Source organism: Pseudomonas sp. PA15(2017) (assembly GCF_001945395.1).
Lineage (GTDB): Bacteria > Pseudomonadota > Gammaproteobacteria > Pseudomonadales > Pseudomonadaceae > Aquipseudomonas.
Window position 1 is genome coordinate 42,466 of record NZ_MSXV01000009.1, and the last position, 14,026, is coordinate 56,491.

At 62.7% G+C, this 14,026-nt stretch carries 13 protein-coding genes; 3 read left to right on the top strand and 10 right to left on the bottom strand.

Annotated features, from left to right (window positions below; translation table 11 throughout):
• Nucleotides 1-6: 6 nt before the first annotated feature.
• Both BVH03_RS03550 and BVH03_RS03555 read right to left on the bottom strand, forming a co-directional pair.
• On the bottom strand, nucleotides 7-789 hold the full coding sequence (locus tag BVH03_RS03550; protein ID WP_075959925.1) for an N-acetylmuramoyl-L-alanine amidase: 783 nt from the start codon (nucleotides 787-789) through the stop codon (nucleotides 7-9).
• On the bottom strand, nucleotides 786-1,379 hold the full coding sequence (locus BVH03_RS03555) for a MarC family protein (RefSeq protein ID WP_075959926.1): 594 nt from the start codon (nucleotides 1,377-1,379) through the stop codon (nucleotides 786-788). Before BVH03_RS03555 ends, BVH03_RS03550 begins: the two co-directional genes overlap by 4 nt.
• 145 nt (nucleotides 1,380-1,524) lie before the next feature.
• Between BVH03_RS03555 and BVH03_RS03560 the strand changes: the two genes are divergently transcribed.
• Nucleotides 1,525-2,943, top strand: a complete 1,419-nt coding sequence (locus tag BVH03_RS03560; protein WP_075959927.1) for a DASH family cryptochrome — start codon at nucleotides 1,525-1,527, stop codon at nucleotides 2,941-2,943.
• Between the two features lie 49 nt (nucleotides 2,944-2,992).
• Here BVH03_RS03560 and BVH03_RS03565 read toward each other — a convergent pair whose 3' ends face one another.
• The 6 genes from BVH03_RS03565 to BVH03_RS03590 form a co-directional block, all read right to left on the bottom strand.
• The gene (locus tag BVH03_RS03565) at nucleotides 2,993-3,895 is read right to left on the bottom strand and encodes a response regulator (protein WP_075959928.1); all 903 of its coding nucleotides are present in this window, start codon (nucleotides 3,893-3,895) and stop codon (nucleotides 2,993-2,995) included.
• A 107-nt stretch (nucleotides 3,896-4,002) separates the two neighbouring features.
• Nucleotides 4,003-4,731 (bottom strand): phosphate signaling complex protein PhoU, encoded by a 729-nt coding sequence (gene phoU / locus BVH03_RS03570; RefSeq protein ID WP_075929778.1) that lies wholly within the window; start codon nucleotides 4,729-4,731, stop codon nucleotides 4,003-4,005.
• A gap of 132 nt (nucleotides 4,732-4,863) precedes the next feature.
• Nucleotides 4,864-5,697: a phosphate ABC transporter ATP-binding protein PstB gene (pstB, locus tag BVH03_RS03575; RefSeq protein WP_075959929.1), complete on the bottom strand. Its 834-nt coding sequence runs from the start codon at nucleotides 5,695-5,697 to the stop codon at nucleotides 4,864-4,866.
• A gap of 75 nt (nucleotides 5,698-5,772) precedes the next feature.
• Entirely contained in the window at nucleotides 5,773-7,449 is a 1,677-nt protein-coding gene (gene pstA / locus BVH03_RS03580) for a phosphate ABC transporter permease PstA (protein WP_168175595.1), read from the bottom strand.
• A gap of 13 nt (nucleotides 7,450-7,462) precedes the next feature.
• Nucleotides 7,463-9,748, bottom strand: coding sequence for an ABC transporter permease subunit (locus BVH03_RS03585; RefSeq protein WP_075959930.1), 2,286 nt, complete (start codon nucleotides 9,746-9,748; stop codon nucleotides 7,463-7,465).
• Between the two features lie 325 nt (nucleotides 9,749-10,073).
• Nucleotides 10,074-11,042, bottom strand: coding sequence for a PstS family phosphate ABC transporter substrate-binding protein (locus tag BVH03_RS03590; RefSeq protein ID WP_075929781.1), 969 nt, complete (start codon nucleotides 11,040-11,042; stop codon nucleotides 10,074-10,076).
• Nucleotides 11,043-11,336: 294 nt separating this feature from the next.
• On the opposite strand from BVH03_RS03590, the gene BVH03_RS03595 reads away from it, so the two are divergent.
• Complete coding sequence (locus tag BVH03_RS03595) at nucleotides 11,337-11,735, top strand: acyl-CoA thioesterase (RefSeq protein ID WP_075959931.1); 399 nt, start codon at nucleotides 11,337-11,339, stop codon at nucleotides 11,733-11,735.
• 30 nt (nucleotides 11,736-11,765) lie between these two features.
• On the opposite strand, the gene BVH03_RS03600 is transcribed toward BVH03_RS03595, so the two are convergent.
• Nucleotides 11,766-12,359 carry a DUF4124 domain-containing protein gene (locus BVH03_RS03600; protein ID WP_075959932.1) on the bottom strand — a complete coding sequence of 198 codons (594 nt, stop codon included), beginning with the start codon at nucleotides 12,357-12,359 and terminating at the stop codon, nucleotides 11,766-11,768.
• Between the two features lie 27 nt (nucleotides 12,360-12,386).
• Nucleotides 12,387-13,028 (bottom strand): orotate phosphoribosyltransferase, encoded by a 642-nt coding sequence (pyrE, locus tag BVH03_RS03605; RefSeq protein ID WP_075929783.1) that lies wholly within the window; start codon nucleotides 13,026-13,028, stop codon nucleotides 12,387-12,389.
• Nucleotides 13,029-13,121: 93 nt separating this feature from the next.
• Here pyrE and BVH03_RS03610 point away from each other — a divergent pair, with 93 nt between their 5' ends.
• A complete protein-coding gene (locus tag BVH03_RS03610) occupies nucleotides 13,122-13,901 on the top strand; it encodes an exodeoxyribonuclease III (RefSeq protein WP_075929784.1) in 780 nt (259 codons plus the stop codon).
• Nucleotides 13,902-14,026 lie beyond the last annotated feature (125 nt).

Below are 14,026 nucleotides of genomic sequence, written 5' to 3' on the forward strand. Positions count from 1 at the left end.
AGTGGCTCAGCCTTTGGCCAGGCGGTTGACCTCCAGCAGCAGGGCCGCGGTTTCCGCGTCCGGCTGCCCATCGTAGAGCGCCTGCCGGTACTTCATCTGGAAGGCGCGGATCACGTTGCGCGTGGCTTCGTCGAGCACGCCCGTGTTCGGCACGCTATAGCCCTGCTCCGCCAGTTGCGCCTGGAACCAGGCCACGCTTGGCAGGCTGGCGCTGAACACCGCCTGCTGGCGAGCGACCACCTCGGCATTCGGCCATGGCATCAACCCCGCGTCGGCCAGTTGCTTCCAGGGAAACAGCGGGCCTGGATCGACCTTGCGCTGCGGCGCGATATCGCTGTGCCCGATGATGCTGCCCGGCGGCAGGTCGTGGCGCTGCATGATGTCCTTGAGCAGCACGATCAGCGTATCGATCTGCGCCTGGGCATAAGGCTGCCAGTAGCGGCCCTTGGGCGTATCGAAATAACCCTGGTTGATCAGTTCGATACCGATGGTGGTGCCATTGAGCCAGGTACGCCCCTGCCACTCGCTGACCCCGGCGTGCCAGGCGCGGCGGTTTTCGTCGACCAGTTGGTAGACGGTCGGCGGCACGGCGTTGATCAGATAATGGGCGCTGACTTCCTCCTTGGTCAGCAACTCCAGCGAGCGCGGCAGATCGGCCGAGGTGTAGTGCACCACGATGTACTGCACGCGGCTGCTTTGCCCGCTGGCCGTGTAGCTGTGGTCGATGCGCAGGCCACTGCTGCAGCCGGCGAGAAGGAAGGCGAACAAGGCAAGGCTGAGAACTTTCATGGCTGGATATGCAATACGCTCTGAATGTTGTCCAACAGCATGTCGACGCTGAGCATGATCAACAACATGCCCATCAATCGCTCCACTGCGGTCAGCCCGCGAGGGCCGAGGAACCGCTGCAGGAAAGACGCCTGCAGCAGGATGAATGCGGTCGCGGCCCAGGCCATGATCAATGCCAGGTAAAGCTCCCAGATCGCGCCTTCATGAGTGTTGCGCAAGGTCATCAGCACCGCCAGCGCGGATGGCCCAGCCACTGCCGGCGTGGCCAACGGTACCAGCATCGGCTCGCCGTCCGGCACGTCGCCCAGGACGCCTTGAGGGCTGGGAAAGATCAAGCGCATGGCGATGACGAACAGAATGATACCGCCGGCAATGGCCGTTGCCTCTCGCGACAAGCCCAGCGCGCTGAGCACTTTGTCACCAAAGGTAAGGAACAGCAGCAGCAACGCCAGGGCGAACAGCAGTTCGCGCGCGGCCACCCACAGGCGTCGCTCGGGCGCGACGTTCTTCAAGGCGGCGATGAAGATGGCGATATTGCCGAACGGGTCGGTGACCAGAAACAGCAACACGGCGATGCTGAAGATATCCATTGTGCAAGGGCTCCTGAAAACAGCGGCGCAGTTTAGAGGTTACGGGCCGTCACGTCAGTGCTACGACCTTTGATCGCCGCCGGACGGCGCTGAACTTGTCATATCGCTACACGATCCAAATGCGGTCACTACGAGGGAACATGCCATGCGCGCGCTGCTCTGGTTCAAACAGGATCTTCGTCTCGATGATCACCCTGCCCTGCAGGCCGCACTCGCGTCCAACTGCCTGCTGCCGCTCTATGTGCTCGACCCGGCGCTGCTGCAGTTCGACCAATTCGGTAGCCGGCGCATCGGCGTGCATCGCGTGCGCTTCCTGCTGGAAAGCCTGACCGCCCTGGACAGTGCGCTGCGTCAGCGCGGCTCCAAGCTGCTGGTGGTGAGCGGCAAGCCGGAAGAAGTGATCGTGCAACTGGTCGGCCAGTTCGACATACGCCAGGTGCTGACCCTCGACGAAATCGCCCCTCAGGAACGCGCCGTGCTTGCCCGCGTGCGTGACAGCCTGGGCACGGTGCCGCTGCGCACTGCCCAAGGCAATGGCCTGTTCAGCGAAGCGGAATTGCCGTGCACGCTCGATCAGCTGCCCCAGGTCTACAGCCAGTTCCGTGCGCTGATCGACGCCCGCCAGTACCTGTTTCAGCCGCAGCCGGCTCCCGAGCAACTGCCGCCGTTGCCGGAAGGCCTGGACGCCCAGGCATACGTGCTGCCGACCCAGTCGCAGATGGGCCTGGGCGATGCCCTGAGCCTGACGCCAAGCGCCTTCCCGTTTTCGGGTGGCGAAACCGCCGCCCTGGCGCGCCTGCGCGATTATCTGTGGGACAGCCAGAGCGTGCGCACCTACAAGGAAACCCGCAACGGCATGATCGGCAGCGAGTACTCGTCCAAGTTCTCGCCATGGCTGGCCAACGGTTCGCTGTCGCCACGCCGCACCGCCGCCGAGCTGCGTCGCCACGAAGCACTTCATGGCGCCAACGAGTCCACCTACTGGCTATGGCTGGAACTGCTGTGGCGCGAATTCTTCCGCTGCACGCTGCAGCGCTACGGCCAGGCGCTGTTCGAGGCCGGGGGCCTGAGAGCCACCGAGCGAGCACCGCAGCAGGTCGACGAGCGGTTCGAGCAGTGGACCCAGGGCCGCACCGGCATGCCGCTGGTGGATGCCAACATGCGCGAGCTGATCGCCACCGGCTACATATCCAACCGCGGTCGCCAGGTGGTCGCCAGTTACCTGGTCAGTGACCTGCAGCAGGACTGGCGCCACGGTGCGGCCTGGTTCGAGGAGCACCTGATCGACTACGACCCGTCGAGCAATTGGGGTAACTGGGCCTATCTGGCCGGAGTCGGCAGCGACCCACGGCTCAAGCGCACTTTCAACGCGCTCAAGCAAGCACGTGAATACGATCCTCAGGGTGAATACGTAAGCTTGTGGATACCGGAGCTGCGTGCCCTACCCGAGCACCTGCGGCATACGCCGTTCCTGTTGCAGGCGCAGCAGCTCGATGCCATCAACTACCCGCGGCTGGAGCGGATTCCGGACTCATGGCAGCGCCATCTCAACGAAGTGGCCTGAAGGCGAGCCGGGCCTGCCCCGCGACTGCTCGGCACCCGGCGGCGCCTGATCAGGCCCCGGGTGTGAAATGCTTCTGGGTGGTGCCGCGGGCGATCAGGCGGGACAGATAGTCCAGCTTCTGCGGGTCGCGATCGACGAAGCGAAACACCACCTGCAGCCATTCGCTGTCCGGCTTCGGTTCGAACGCCGCGACGCTGTGCAGGTAGCCGTTGAGGCGAGCCACTTCCGAGACCTCACCCTGCTCGAGGTCGAGCACCGCGCTTTCCAGCACCTGGGGCAGCAGCTCGCCGCGTTTGACCACCAGCAACGCTTCCTTGATGCTCAAGGCCTTGACCACACAGGCCATCATACCGCCCGGCAAGCGCAACTGGCCCTGGCTGCGGCCCACCGGTGCCGCCGTGGTGGCCTTGGCAGGCGCTGCGGCCGGAGCGGGTGCCGCGGTTGGCTGCGCCGGCGCGGTCGGGCGGACCACCTCGGTCTTGCCACCCGTCAGGGCGGCCAGGGAATCATTGGCGAAAGCACCGGTGCTAAGCATTTTCGGCGGAGCGGCCGACATCAGCGCTGCCAACTTGCCGGCACGCTGCAGGGCTTTCTTGACCTTGGTGATCAGTTGCTCGTTGGAGAACGGCTTGCCGATGAAATCCGAGACGCCGGCCTGAATGGCCTGCACCACGTTTTCCTTGTCACCACGGCTGGTGACCATGATGAACGGCACGCCCTTCAGCGCTTCCTGCTCACGGCACCATTGCAACAGCTCGAGGCCGGACATTTCCGGCATTTCCCAATCACAGAGAATCAGGTTGATCGGATTTCGGCCGAGAATCTGCTGGGCCTTGCGCCCATTGACCGCTTCCTCGATCTGGATACCGGGAAGGTGGTCACGCAGCCCCTTCTTCACCAGATCGCGGATAAAGGTGGCGTCGTCCACCACCAGTACACTGACTTTGCTCATCGACCACTCCCTCGAATGGCCATTAGCATAGACGTGTGCCCCGGCTCATTGCCAACACTAAAGCACAACCCTGCGGGACCGAGCACAGTGCGCCGCAGGGCCGGGCGTCACTGCTTGGCGCCGCCCTGAACTTCTTCCTGCATGCGGGTCAGACCGATGTGTTTGACGTCGGTGCCGCGCACCAGGTAGATCACCAGCTCGGCGATGTTGCGCGCGTGGTCGCCGATGCGCTCCAGCGAGCGCAGCGCCCAGATCACGTTGAGCACACGGGAGATCGAGCGCGGGTCTTCCATCATGAAGGTGACCAGTTCACGCAGGGCGGTCTTGTACTCGCGGTCGACGGTCTTGTCGTACTGGGCGACCGACAGCGCCAGATCGGCGTCGAAACGGGCGAAGGCGTCCAGCGCTTCCTGCACCATCTTGCGGACCTGGTCGCCGATATGACGGACCTCCACGTAACCACGCGGCGACTCGCCTTCCTCGGTCAGCAGGATCGCGCGCTTGGCGATCTTGGTAGCTTCGTCGCCGATACGCTCGAGATCGATCACCGATTTGGAGATGCTGATGATCAGACGCAGGTCCGAAGCGGCCGGCTGGCGGCGGGCGAGAATGCGCACGCATTCCTCGTCGATGTTGCGCTCCATCTGGTTGATCTGGTCATCGATCTCGCGCACCTGCTGGGCCAGCCCGGAGTCGGCCTCGATCAGCGACGTGACCGCGTCGTTGACCTGTTTCTCGACCAGGCCGCCCATGGCCAGCAGGTGGCTGCGCACCTCCTCCAGTTCGGCGTTGAACTGCTGGGAAATGTGGTGAGTCAGGCTGTCTTTGTTAATCATCGGGTTCGCTCCGCGAGCCACAGGCTGCAGGCTACAGGCCGCAGGCTGTCGGTAATTGTCTGTACCATCGAGTCAGTGCCTCCGGCTTACAGCCTGTAGCCTGAAGCCTGAAGCTGGCATGCAACGCTTGCCTCAACCGTAGCGGCCGGTGATGTAGTCTTCGGTCTGCTTCTTGGCCGGATTGGTGAACAACGCGTCGGTGTCACCGAATTCGATCAGTTTGCCCATGTACATGAACGCCGTGTAGTCGGAAACCCGCGCCGCCTGCTGCATGTTGTGGGTCACGATGACGATGGTGTACTTGGACTTCAACTCGTAGATCAGCTCTTCGACCTTCAGCGTGGAGATCGGGTCGAGCGCCGAGCACGGCTCGTCGAGCAGCAGCACTTCCGGCTGTACCGCAACGGTACGGGCGATCACCAGGCGCTGCTGCTGGCCGCCGGACAGGCCCAGGGCCGACTCATGCAGGCGGTCCTTCACTTCGTCCCACAGGGCGGCGCTCTTCAGGCCCCACTCGACAGCCTCATCGAGCACGCGCTTCTGGTTGATGCCCTGGATACGCAGGCCATAGACCACGTTCTCGTAGATGCTCTTGGGGAATGGATTGGGCTTCTGGAACACCATGCCCACACGGCGACGCAGCTCGGCGACATCCTCGCCCTTGCGGTAGATGTTGCGCCCGTCGATATTGATTTCGCCCTCTACACGGCAACCGTCGACCAGGTCGTTCATGCGGTTGAACGTGCGCAGCAGGGTCGACTTGCCGCACCCCGATGGGCCGATGAAGGCCGTCACGCGCTGCTTGGGAATGTTCATCTTGACGTCGTACAGCGCCTGCTTGTCACCGTAGAACAGGTTCAGGCCGGGTACTTCGATGGCGACGGTTTCATTGGCCAGGTTCAGGCTCTGCCTGTCACGGCCCAGGGCGGAAATGTCGATGCCGTGGGTAGCGGTTTCGTTTTGCATACCAGTCTCCTTCGGAGGCTATAGGCTTCAAGCTGCAGGCCGGCTCTTGCTTGCAGCCTGCGGCCTGCAGCAAATTTAGTGATCCAGGGCCTTGTACTTCTCGCGCAGTCGGTTGCGCAGGTAGACGGCCGTCAGGTTGAGAGTCGCGATGACCATGACCAGCAGTAGCGCAGTGGCGTACACCAGCGGGCGAGCAGCCTCGACGTTGGGGCTCTGGAAGCCGACGTCATAGATGTGGAAGCCCAAGTGCATGATCTTCTGATCCAGGTGCAGATAAGGATAGTTGCCATCCACCGGCAAGCTCGGCGCCAGCTTGACCACGCCGACCAGCATCAGCGGTGCCACTTCACCGGCGGCACGGGCCACGGCGAGAATCAAGCCGGTCATCATCGCCGGGCTGGCCATCGGCAGCACCACCCGCCACAGGGTTTCCACCTTGGTCGCACCGAGCGCCAGGGAACCCTCGCGCAGCGAGCGCGGAATCCTCGCCAGGCCTTCCTCGGTGGCGACGATCACCACCGGCACGGCGAGCAGCGCCAGGGTCAGCGAGGCCCACAGCAGGCCCGGCGTGCCGAAGGTCGGCGCCGGCGCGGCCTCCGGGAAGAACAAACGGTCGATCGAGCCACCCAGCACGTAGACGAAGAAGCCCAGGCCGAAGACGCCGTAGACGATCGCCGGCACGCCGGCCAGGTTGTTCACCGCAATGCGGATCACCCGGGTCAGCGGCCCCTGCTTGGCGTACTCACGCAGGTAGATAGCCGCGATCACGCCGAACGGGGTGACGATCACCGCCATGATCAGGGTCATCATGATGGTGCCGAAGATTGCCGGGAAGATGCCGCCTTCGGTATTCGCCTCACGCGGGTCGTCGCTGACGAACTCCCACAGTTTGCTGCCGTAGAACCCGAGTTTGTCCAGGGTCGACATGGCGTTCGGGCGATAGGCGCGCACCACCTTGCCGAGGCTGATCTCCTGCTCGCGGCCATCGGCCGAGCGCACGGTCATGCTGTCGCGGTTGAACTGCTGGTAGCGGGCGTTGAGCTCGGCTTCCAGTTCCTTGTACTCGGCGTCCCAGCGGGCGCGCTCGGCGGCCAGGTCGGACTGCGCGGCGTCGGTCAGTTGGCCGTCGAGTTCCAGCTTGCGGGTTTGCAGGCGCACACGCTCCAGGCCTGCGTTGATACGGCCGATGTCGCGCTTCTCGAGTTGCACGATCTGGCTGTGCAGATCGTCGACGCGATCCAGGCGCTTCTGCAGTTCCGACCAGGCGGCGTCACCCTCGGCAACCAGGCGGCCTTGTTCCTTGACGTTGATCAGGTAGCCGTAGAAGTTGCCCCACTCGCGCCGCTCGAAGGCGGTCAGGTCGGCCGGCTTGCGCTGCTCGCCGAGCCACTCGCCGACCACCCAGGAGAAATCGGCGCCGTACAGGTCACGGTTACCAACCTTGAGCAGTTCGCGGGTCATGAACTCGCCGCCCTCGACGTTCACCGGCAGCCCGGCGGACGCCAGGCGAGCGCGGGGAATCTCTTCCTTCTGCACCACTTCGCCGGCCATCACCTTGGCCTGCTCGCCGGGAATCTGGTAGCTGGCTTCGATGATGTCGGCCGGCCAGAAGTGACCCAGGCCGCGCACGGCGATGACCGCCAACAGGCCAACGGTCATGATGATGGCGATGGACACCGCACCGGCGTTCATCCAGATCCACGGCGAGCCGCTCTTGAACCAGGATTTCAGATTGTGCTGTTTCACGGACATGGTCTTGCAGTCCTCAGAGCGAAGCGTACTTGACGCGCAGGCGCTGCCGCACCAGCTCGGCCAACGTATTCATGACGAAGGTGAACGACAGCAGCACCAGGGCAGAAAGGAACAGCACCCGGTAATGGGTACCGCCAACTTCAGATTCGGGCATTTCCACCGCCACGTTGGCCGCCAGGGTACGCAGGCCTTCGAAGATGTTCATGTCCATGATCGGCGTGTTGCCGGTGGCCATCAGCACGATCATGGTCTCGCCGACGGCACGGCCCATGCCGATCATCACTGCCGAGAAGATGCCCGGGCTGGCCGTCAGGATCACCACCCGGGTCAGGGTCTGCCACGGCGTGGCACCGAGCGCCAGGGAGCCGAAGGTCAGGCTCTTGGGCACGCTGAACACGGCGTCTTCGGCGATCGAGTAGATGTTCGGGATCACCGCGAAGCCCATGGCCAGACCAACCACAAGAGCGTTGCGCTGGTCGAACGGGATGCCGAGGTCGTTGCTCAGCCAGGCACGCATGTTGCCGTCGAACAGCCAGTTCTCCAGGTGGCCGCTCATGCTCAGCGACAGGCTGCCGACCAGCAGGATCACCGGAATCAGCAGTGCGGCTTCCCAACCGTCCGGCACACGCAGGCGAATCGACTCGGGCAGGCGGCTCCACATGAAACCGGCCAGCAGGATGCCGATTGGAGTGAAGATCAACAGGCTGAAGATTCCCGGTAGATGACCTTCCACATAAGGCGCCAGGAACAGGCCGGCGAAGAAGCCGAGGATCACCGTCGGCAGCGCTTCCATCAGCTCGATCACCGGCTTGACCTTGCCGCGCATGGCCGGGGCCATGAAGTACGCGGTGTAGATCGCCGCGGCAATGGCCAGTGGCGCCGCCAGCAGCATGGCGTAGAAGGCGGCCTTGAGGGTACCGAAGGCCAGTGGCGCCATGCTCAACTTGGGCTCGGCATCGGTGCTGGCCGAAGTCGACTGCCAGACGTAGGCCGGCTTGTCGTAATTCTCGTACCAGACCTTGCCCCACAAGGAACTCCAGGAAATTTCCGGGTGCGGGTTATCGATCAGGATGCGCTCGAGCTTGCCATTGGCTTCGACCAACGCGCGGTTGGCGCGCGGCGACAGCGCGGCGATGCTGAAGCCCTCGGCAACCGGTTCGACCAGCAGGGTACGGTGCGCGGTGCTATGGAAGATGCCCAGGTTACCCTCGGCATCCAGGGCGATGAAGCCCTTGCGGCGTTCTTCGGAGATGATCTGGCTGATCGGGCCACCGGCCATCTTGAATTCGCGCACCTGCTTGAGCGACGACTTGCCGTCCTCGTCGCGCACCATGAACCACTGGGCGATGCCGCCGGTGCTGTCACCGGTGAGCAGGGAGATACCACCCAACAGCGAAGTGGCGTAGGTGATTTCCCGCGCGCCATCATTGAGCAGCTTGTAGCGACCGTTGAGCGCCTTGGTGCGCAGGTCGAAGACGTCGGCGGTGGCGCGGCCGTTGATCACGAACAACCAGTGCTGGCGCGGCTCGATGATCAGTTCCTTGATTGGCTCGGCGATCTGCGGCAGCGCCAGGCGATCCTCGCTGACCTCCACTTCGCCGGTCATCATGTTCTCTTCGCGGCTCAGGCTCAGCACCTGCAACTCGCTATCCACGGAACCGGCGAGCAGCAACGTACCGCTGTTCACGCTGATACCCATGTGCTCGAGCGGGCGGCCTTGGGGATCGATGGTCAGCGGCGTTTCACCGAACGGGTAAACGATGGACGGCGTGATGGTCTTCACGTCGTTCGGATAGGTGATGCGATAAGTGTGTTCGAACACCAGCGCCTGGCCGTTGGACAGGCCGAGGGCGACACGGTGGCTGCCCGGCTGGTCTTCACCGACCGACACCACCTCGCTGCCGGCTGGCAGGGGCAAATCGACCGTGGTCAGGGCCTCCATGCTCTTGGCGTCGAAGAACTGGATCTTGCCTTTGCTGGCCAGGCGCATACCAACCTGGTTCTGCTCCTCCAGCGCCATCAGCAGCGGCTTGCCGGCATCGGCCAACCAGGCCGGCTGCACGGCATCACGCTTCTCGATATCGGCGCCCTGGAACATCGGCAGTACGACATAGGCAAGATAGAAGAAGATCAGGGTGATGGCACCCAGTACGGCCAGCCCGCCGATGGATACGCACCAGCGCGCCAGGCGATCCTTGAAAGCACGTATACGGCGCTTACGCTTCAGGGCCGGGGTATTGAAGTCCAGCCCGAGGGAATTTGGGGAGGCGGTCATGGGGTCACTTGCCAAGTCTTTCATAAGGGAGAGCATCTCTGCGCGGCCATGAGCGCGCCTTATTTTTTCGCCTATTTCGCGAGCCTCGCCAATCTAGCTCGCCTGTATGACAGAAAAGTTACAGAGCGGTGACGCGCCAAAGCCCACCTCTCAAGAGAGGCGGGCTTCGGGATCGCCTAGAACCTTTTTACGATCTTGCGAGCTAGCGCGATACAAGGCAAAAACAAGCGAGGAAGCGGACTGGGCTCGCACGCGAGTTTACAAGTGGTAAATGAGCATTCCGAGCTTGTTTTTAACGCAGTAGCGCCGACGCGCAGCAGATCGTAAACAGGTTCTTACTGCGGTCGGCTTACAGACCCAGTTCCTTGCGGGTCTTCTCGATGACCTTCAGCGGCAGCGGGATGTAACCGTCCTTGACCACGACGTCCTGGCCCTGCTTGGACAGGATCAGCTTCAGGAACTCGGCATCCAGCGGGCTCAGCGGCTTGTTGGGCGCCTTATTGACGTAGATGTAGAAGAAGCGAGCCAGCGGGTATTTGCCCGACAGTGCGTTGGTTTCATTGGCTTCTTCGACTTCGCCCTTTTTGTTGACCAGGGGAACGGCGCGCACGCTGGCGGTGCGGTAGCCAATGCCCGAGTAACCGATGGCGTTGACGGTGCTGGAGATCGACTGCACCACGGAAGCCGAACCCGGCTGCTCGTTCACGTTGGCTTTGAAGTCGCCTTTGCACAGGGCTTCTTCCTTGAAGTAGCCGTAAGTGCCGGATACCGAGTTACGCCCGAACAGCTGCACCGGCTTGCTGGCCCACTCCCCGGTCAGGCCGATATCGCCCCAGGTTTTCAGATCCTTGGCTTCGCCGCACAGACGAGTGCTGGAGAAGATGGCATCGACCTGCTGCATGGTCAGCTGCTTGATCGGGTTGTCCTTGTGCACGAACACAGCCAGGGCGTCGATGGCGACCGGAACGGCGGTCGGCTTGTAGCCATACTTCTGTTCGAAGGCCTGGATTTCGCTGTCCTTCATGGCGCGCGACATCGGACCGAGGTTGGCGGTGCCTTCGGTCAGCGCGGGTGGCGCGGTGGAGGAGCCGGCAGCCTGAATCTGGATGTTCACGTTCGGGTAGGACTGCTTGTAGCTCTCGGCCCACAGGGTCATCAGGTTGGCCAGGGAGTCGGAGCCAACGCTGGACAGGTTGCCCGACACGCCAGAGGTCTTCTCATAGGTCGGCAGAGCCGGATCGACAGCGGCAACCGCGTTGGCAGTGGCGACGCCAGCGGCGACAAACGTCATGGCCGCCATCAAACGCTTCAGTTTCATGCCTTGCTCCTAGCAGAGTGGTAATCATCGAGAGGCCGGCGTGCCGTGGTCGTAGCGCCCAGTTGCGACCTGCTCACGATTGGGGTCGTGTTGGTTGGAACGGGGCTCAGTATCATCAGCCTATGTGAACACTCTATGTAATCAATATGACAGTTGGATGACGGCGCAAACAGGCATGTCGAGTTCGGCAAATGCACGTGCGCAAGCGTCTGCAACGCGCTAAGGTCGCGGTGTAGACACCCAGTCGGTATACTGCCCGACCGGGCCCACCACTGCGCCGCGAGCCGTGAACAGATGAAAGACCTCGAACAGGAAGACCCGATACCGCAAGGCGACCTGGCACTGCAAATCACTGCGCTGCCACGCGAAACCAATGGCTTCGGTGACATTTATGGCGGCTGGCTGGTTTCGCAGATGGATCTGGCAGGCACCGCCATGGCCAGCAAGGTGGCCGCAGGGCGCGTGGCGACCGTGGCGATCGATCGCATGGCCTTTCTGGTGCCGGTACCCGTTGGCGCGCAGTTGTCCTTCTATACCCAGGCGCTGGAAATCGGCCGCAGCTCGATCCAGATGCTGGTGGAAGTCTGGAGTGACGACCCGCTGTCCAGCGAGTGGCGCAAGGTCACCGAAGCGGTGTTCGTGTTCGTGGCCATCGACGCCAGCGGTCGCACGCGCGCCGTACCACGCCGCTGAGTCAGTGCCGCGCCTGGTGCGCGGCAGCCCCTAATTACCCTGCCCGAGCAACTGGCCGACTCGTGCACGATCGGCGGTGAAGCTGTTCTGCGCCTGGGTGCGGGTTGCCTGGTAGCGTTCGATATCCTTTCTGATGCGCACCTGCTCGTCACGCTGGCTGGTAATCTGGTCGAGCAGCGGCTTGGGCACCTCCCGCCCCGCACGTTCCTGATCCGCCGCCTGTTTCTGCAGGTTGGCCTGCTGCTGACGTACCGACTGCAGGTTGCCCTTGGCCACGCCGATCAGGCCGTCGAGTTCGGCCAGCTTGCGTGCCTGGGCCCGATCGACATCTTCCAGGCTGCTGTACAAACGCAGCAGCTGCGCATCGGATTTGGCCCGTTCGCGATCGGCAAGGATCTTCTGCATTTCTTCGGCGCTAGGCGCTGGCGGCACTACACGCACCACGCGCCCCTGCTCGTTGAGCACCTCGTAGCCCTTGGCGATGAACTCGCTGGGCACGCCCTGCCGGTCGATCACCGTGATGCCCTGGGCATTGGTGTAGCGGTACATCTCCGCCGCGTTCACCCATAACGGCAGCAGCAGACCAAGCCAGAGGGTACGGCGCATCAGGGGCAAGGTGGACATAGGCACGTTCTCTCGGCGAACCGTCGGTCAGATGCCGAATTCGGCTCGGTAGGCTTCCACGGCGGGCAGGTGTTGTTTCAGTTCAGCATCATCGGCCAGATATTCCAGCACCTGCTGCAGGGAAACGATGCTGACCACCGGAATGTTGAAGTCGCGTTCGACTTCCTGGATCGCCGACAGCTCGCCGCGGCCACGCTCCTGGCGGTCCAGGGCGATCAGTACGCCAGCGGCCTGGGCACCCTGGGCCTGGATGATCTGCATCACTTCGCGGATCGCCGTACCGGCGGTGATCACGTCATCGATGATCAGCACGCGGCCGTTGAGCGGCGCACCGACCAGGGTGCCACCCTCGCCGTGATCCTTGGCTTCCTTGCGGTTGAAGCACCAGGGCGTATCCACGTCGTGGTGCTCGGCCAGGGCCACGCCGGTGCTGGCCGCCAGCGGGATGCCCTTGTAAGCCGGGCCGAACAGCACGTCGAAGGAAATGCCACTGTCCACCACGGCTGCCGCGTAGAAACGCCCCAGCTTGGCCAGTGCAAGCCCACTGTCGAACAACCCGGCATTGAAAAAATACGGGCTGACGCGACCGGACTTGAGGGTGAACTGACCGAAGCGCAGAACGCCTCGCTCAATGGCAAATCGAATGAAATCGCGCTGATACGTTTGCATGAATGACCTTGAGGCAGCACTGGATGTGGCTTTGAATTACTAAACGGCGTCTAGCTCAGGTATCATACACGCACGTGTTTTTGGGGGCCATTTATGCGGATCATCAGTGTGAACGTGAATGGTATTCATGCTGCAGTCGAGCGCGGTTTGCTCAGTTGGCTGCAAGCACAGAATGCCGACGTGATCTGCCTGCAGGATACCCGTGCCTCCGCCTTTGAACTGGACGACCAAGCCCTCCAACTGGATGGCTATTTCCTCTATGCCTGCGATGCAGAAGTACCAAGCCAGGGTGGCGTGGCGCTTTACTCGCGGTTGCAACCCAAGGCGGTAATCAGCGGGCTCGGCTTTGAAACGGCCGATCGCTACGGGCGCTACCTGCAGGCTGATTTCGACAAGGTGAGTATTGCCACGCTGCTGCTGCCATCGGGCATGGGCGGTGACGAGAACCTGAATCAGAAATTCAAGTTCATGGACGATTTCTCCAAGTACCTGGACAAGCAACGCCGCAAGCGCCGCGATTACATCTATTGCGGCTCGCTGTACGTCGCCCATCAGAAGCTGGATGTGAAGAACTGGCGCGACTGCCAGCAATCACCCGGCTTCATGGCGCCCGAGCGCGCCTGGATGGACGAAGTCACCGGCACCATGGGCTACGTCGATGCCGTGCGCGAGGTCAATCGCGAGGCCGACCAGTTCAGCTGGTGGCCGGATAACGAGCAGGCGGAGATGCTCAACCTGGGCTACCGCTTCGACTACCAACTGCTCACGCCCGGCATGCGCCGCAGCGTGCGCAGTGCACGCCTGCCACGCCAGCCGCGCTTTTCGCAGCACGCGCCACTGATCGTCGACTACGACTGGACGCTGACCGTCTGATCCCATCGTCGCCAGCCAAAACGCCCCGACCCGTTCGGGGCGTTTTCGTTTCTACGCCGCTGTATGGGGAAAAACGCCGGTAACTGTGGCGTGTCAGCGGTGGCCATCCGCGCTAGCCTGCCCGT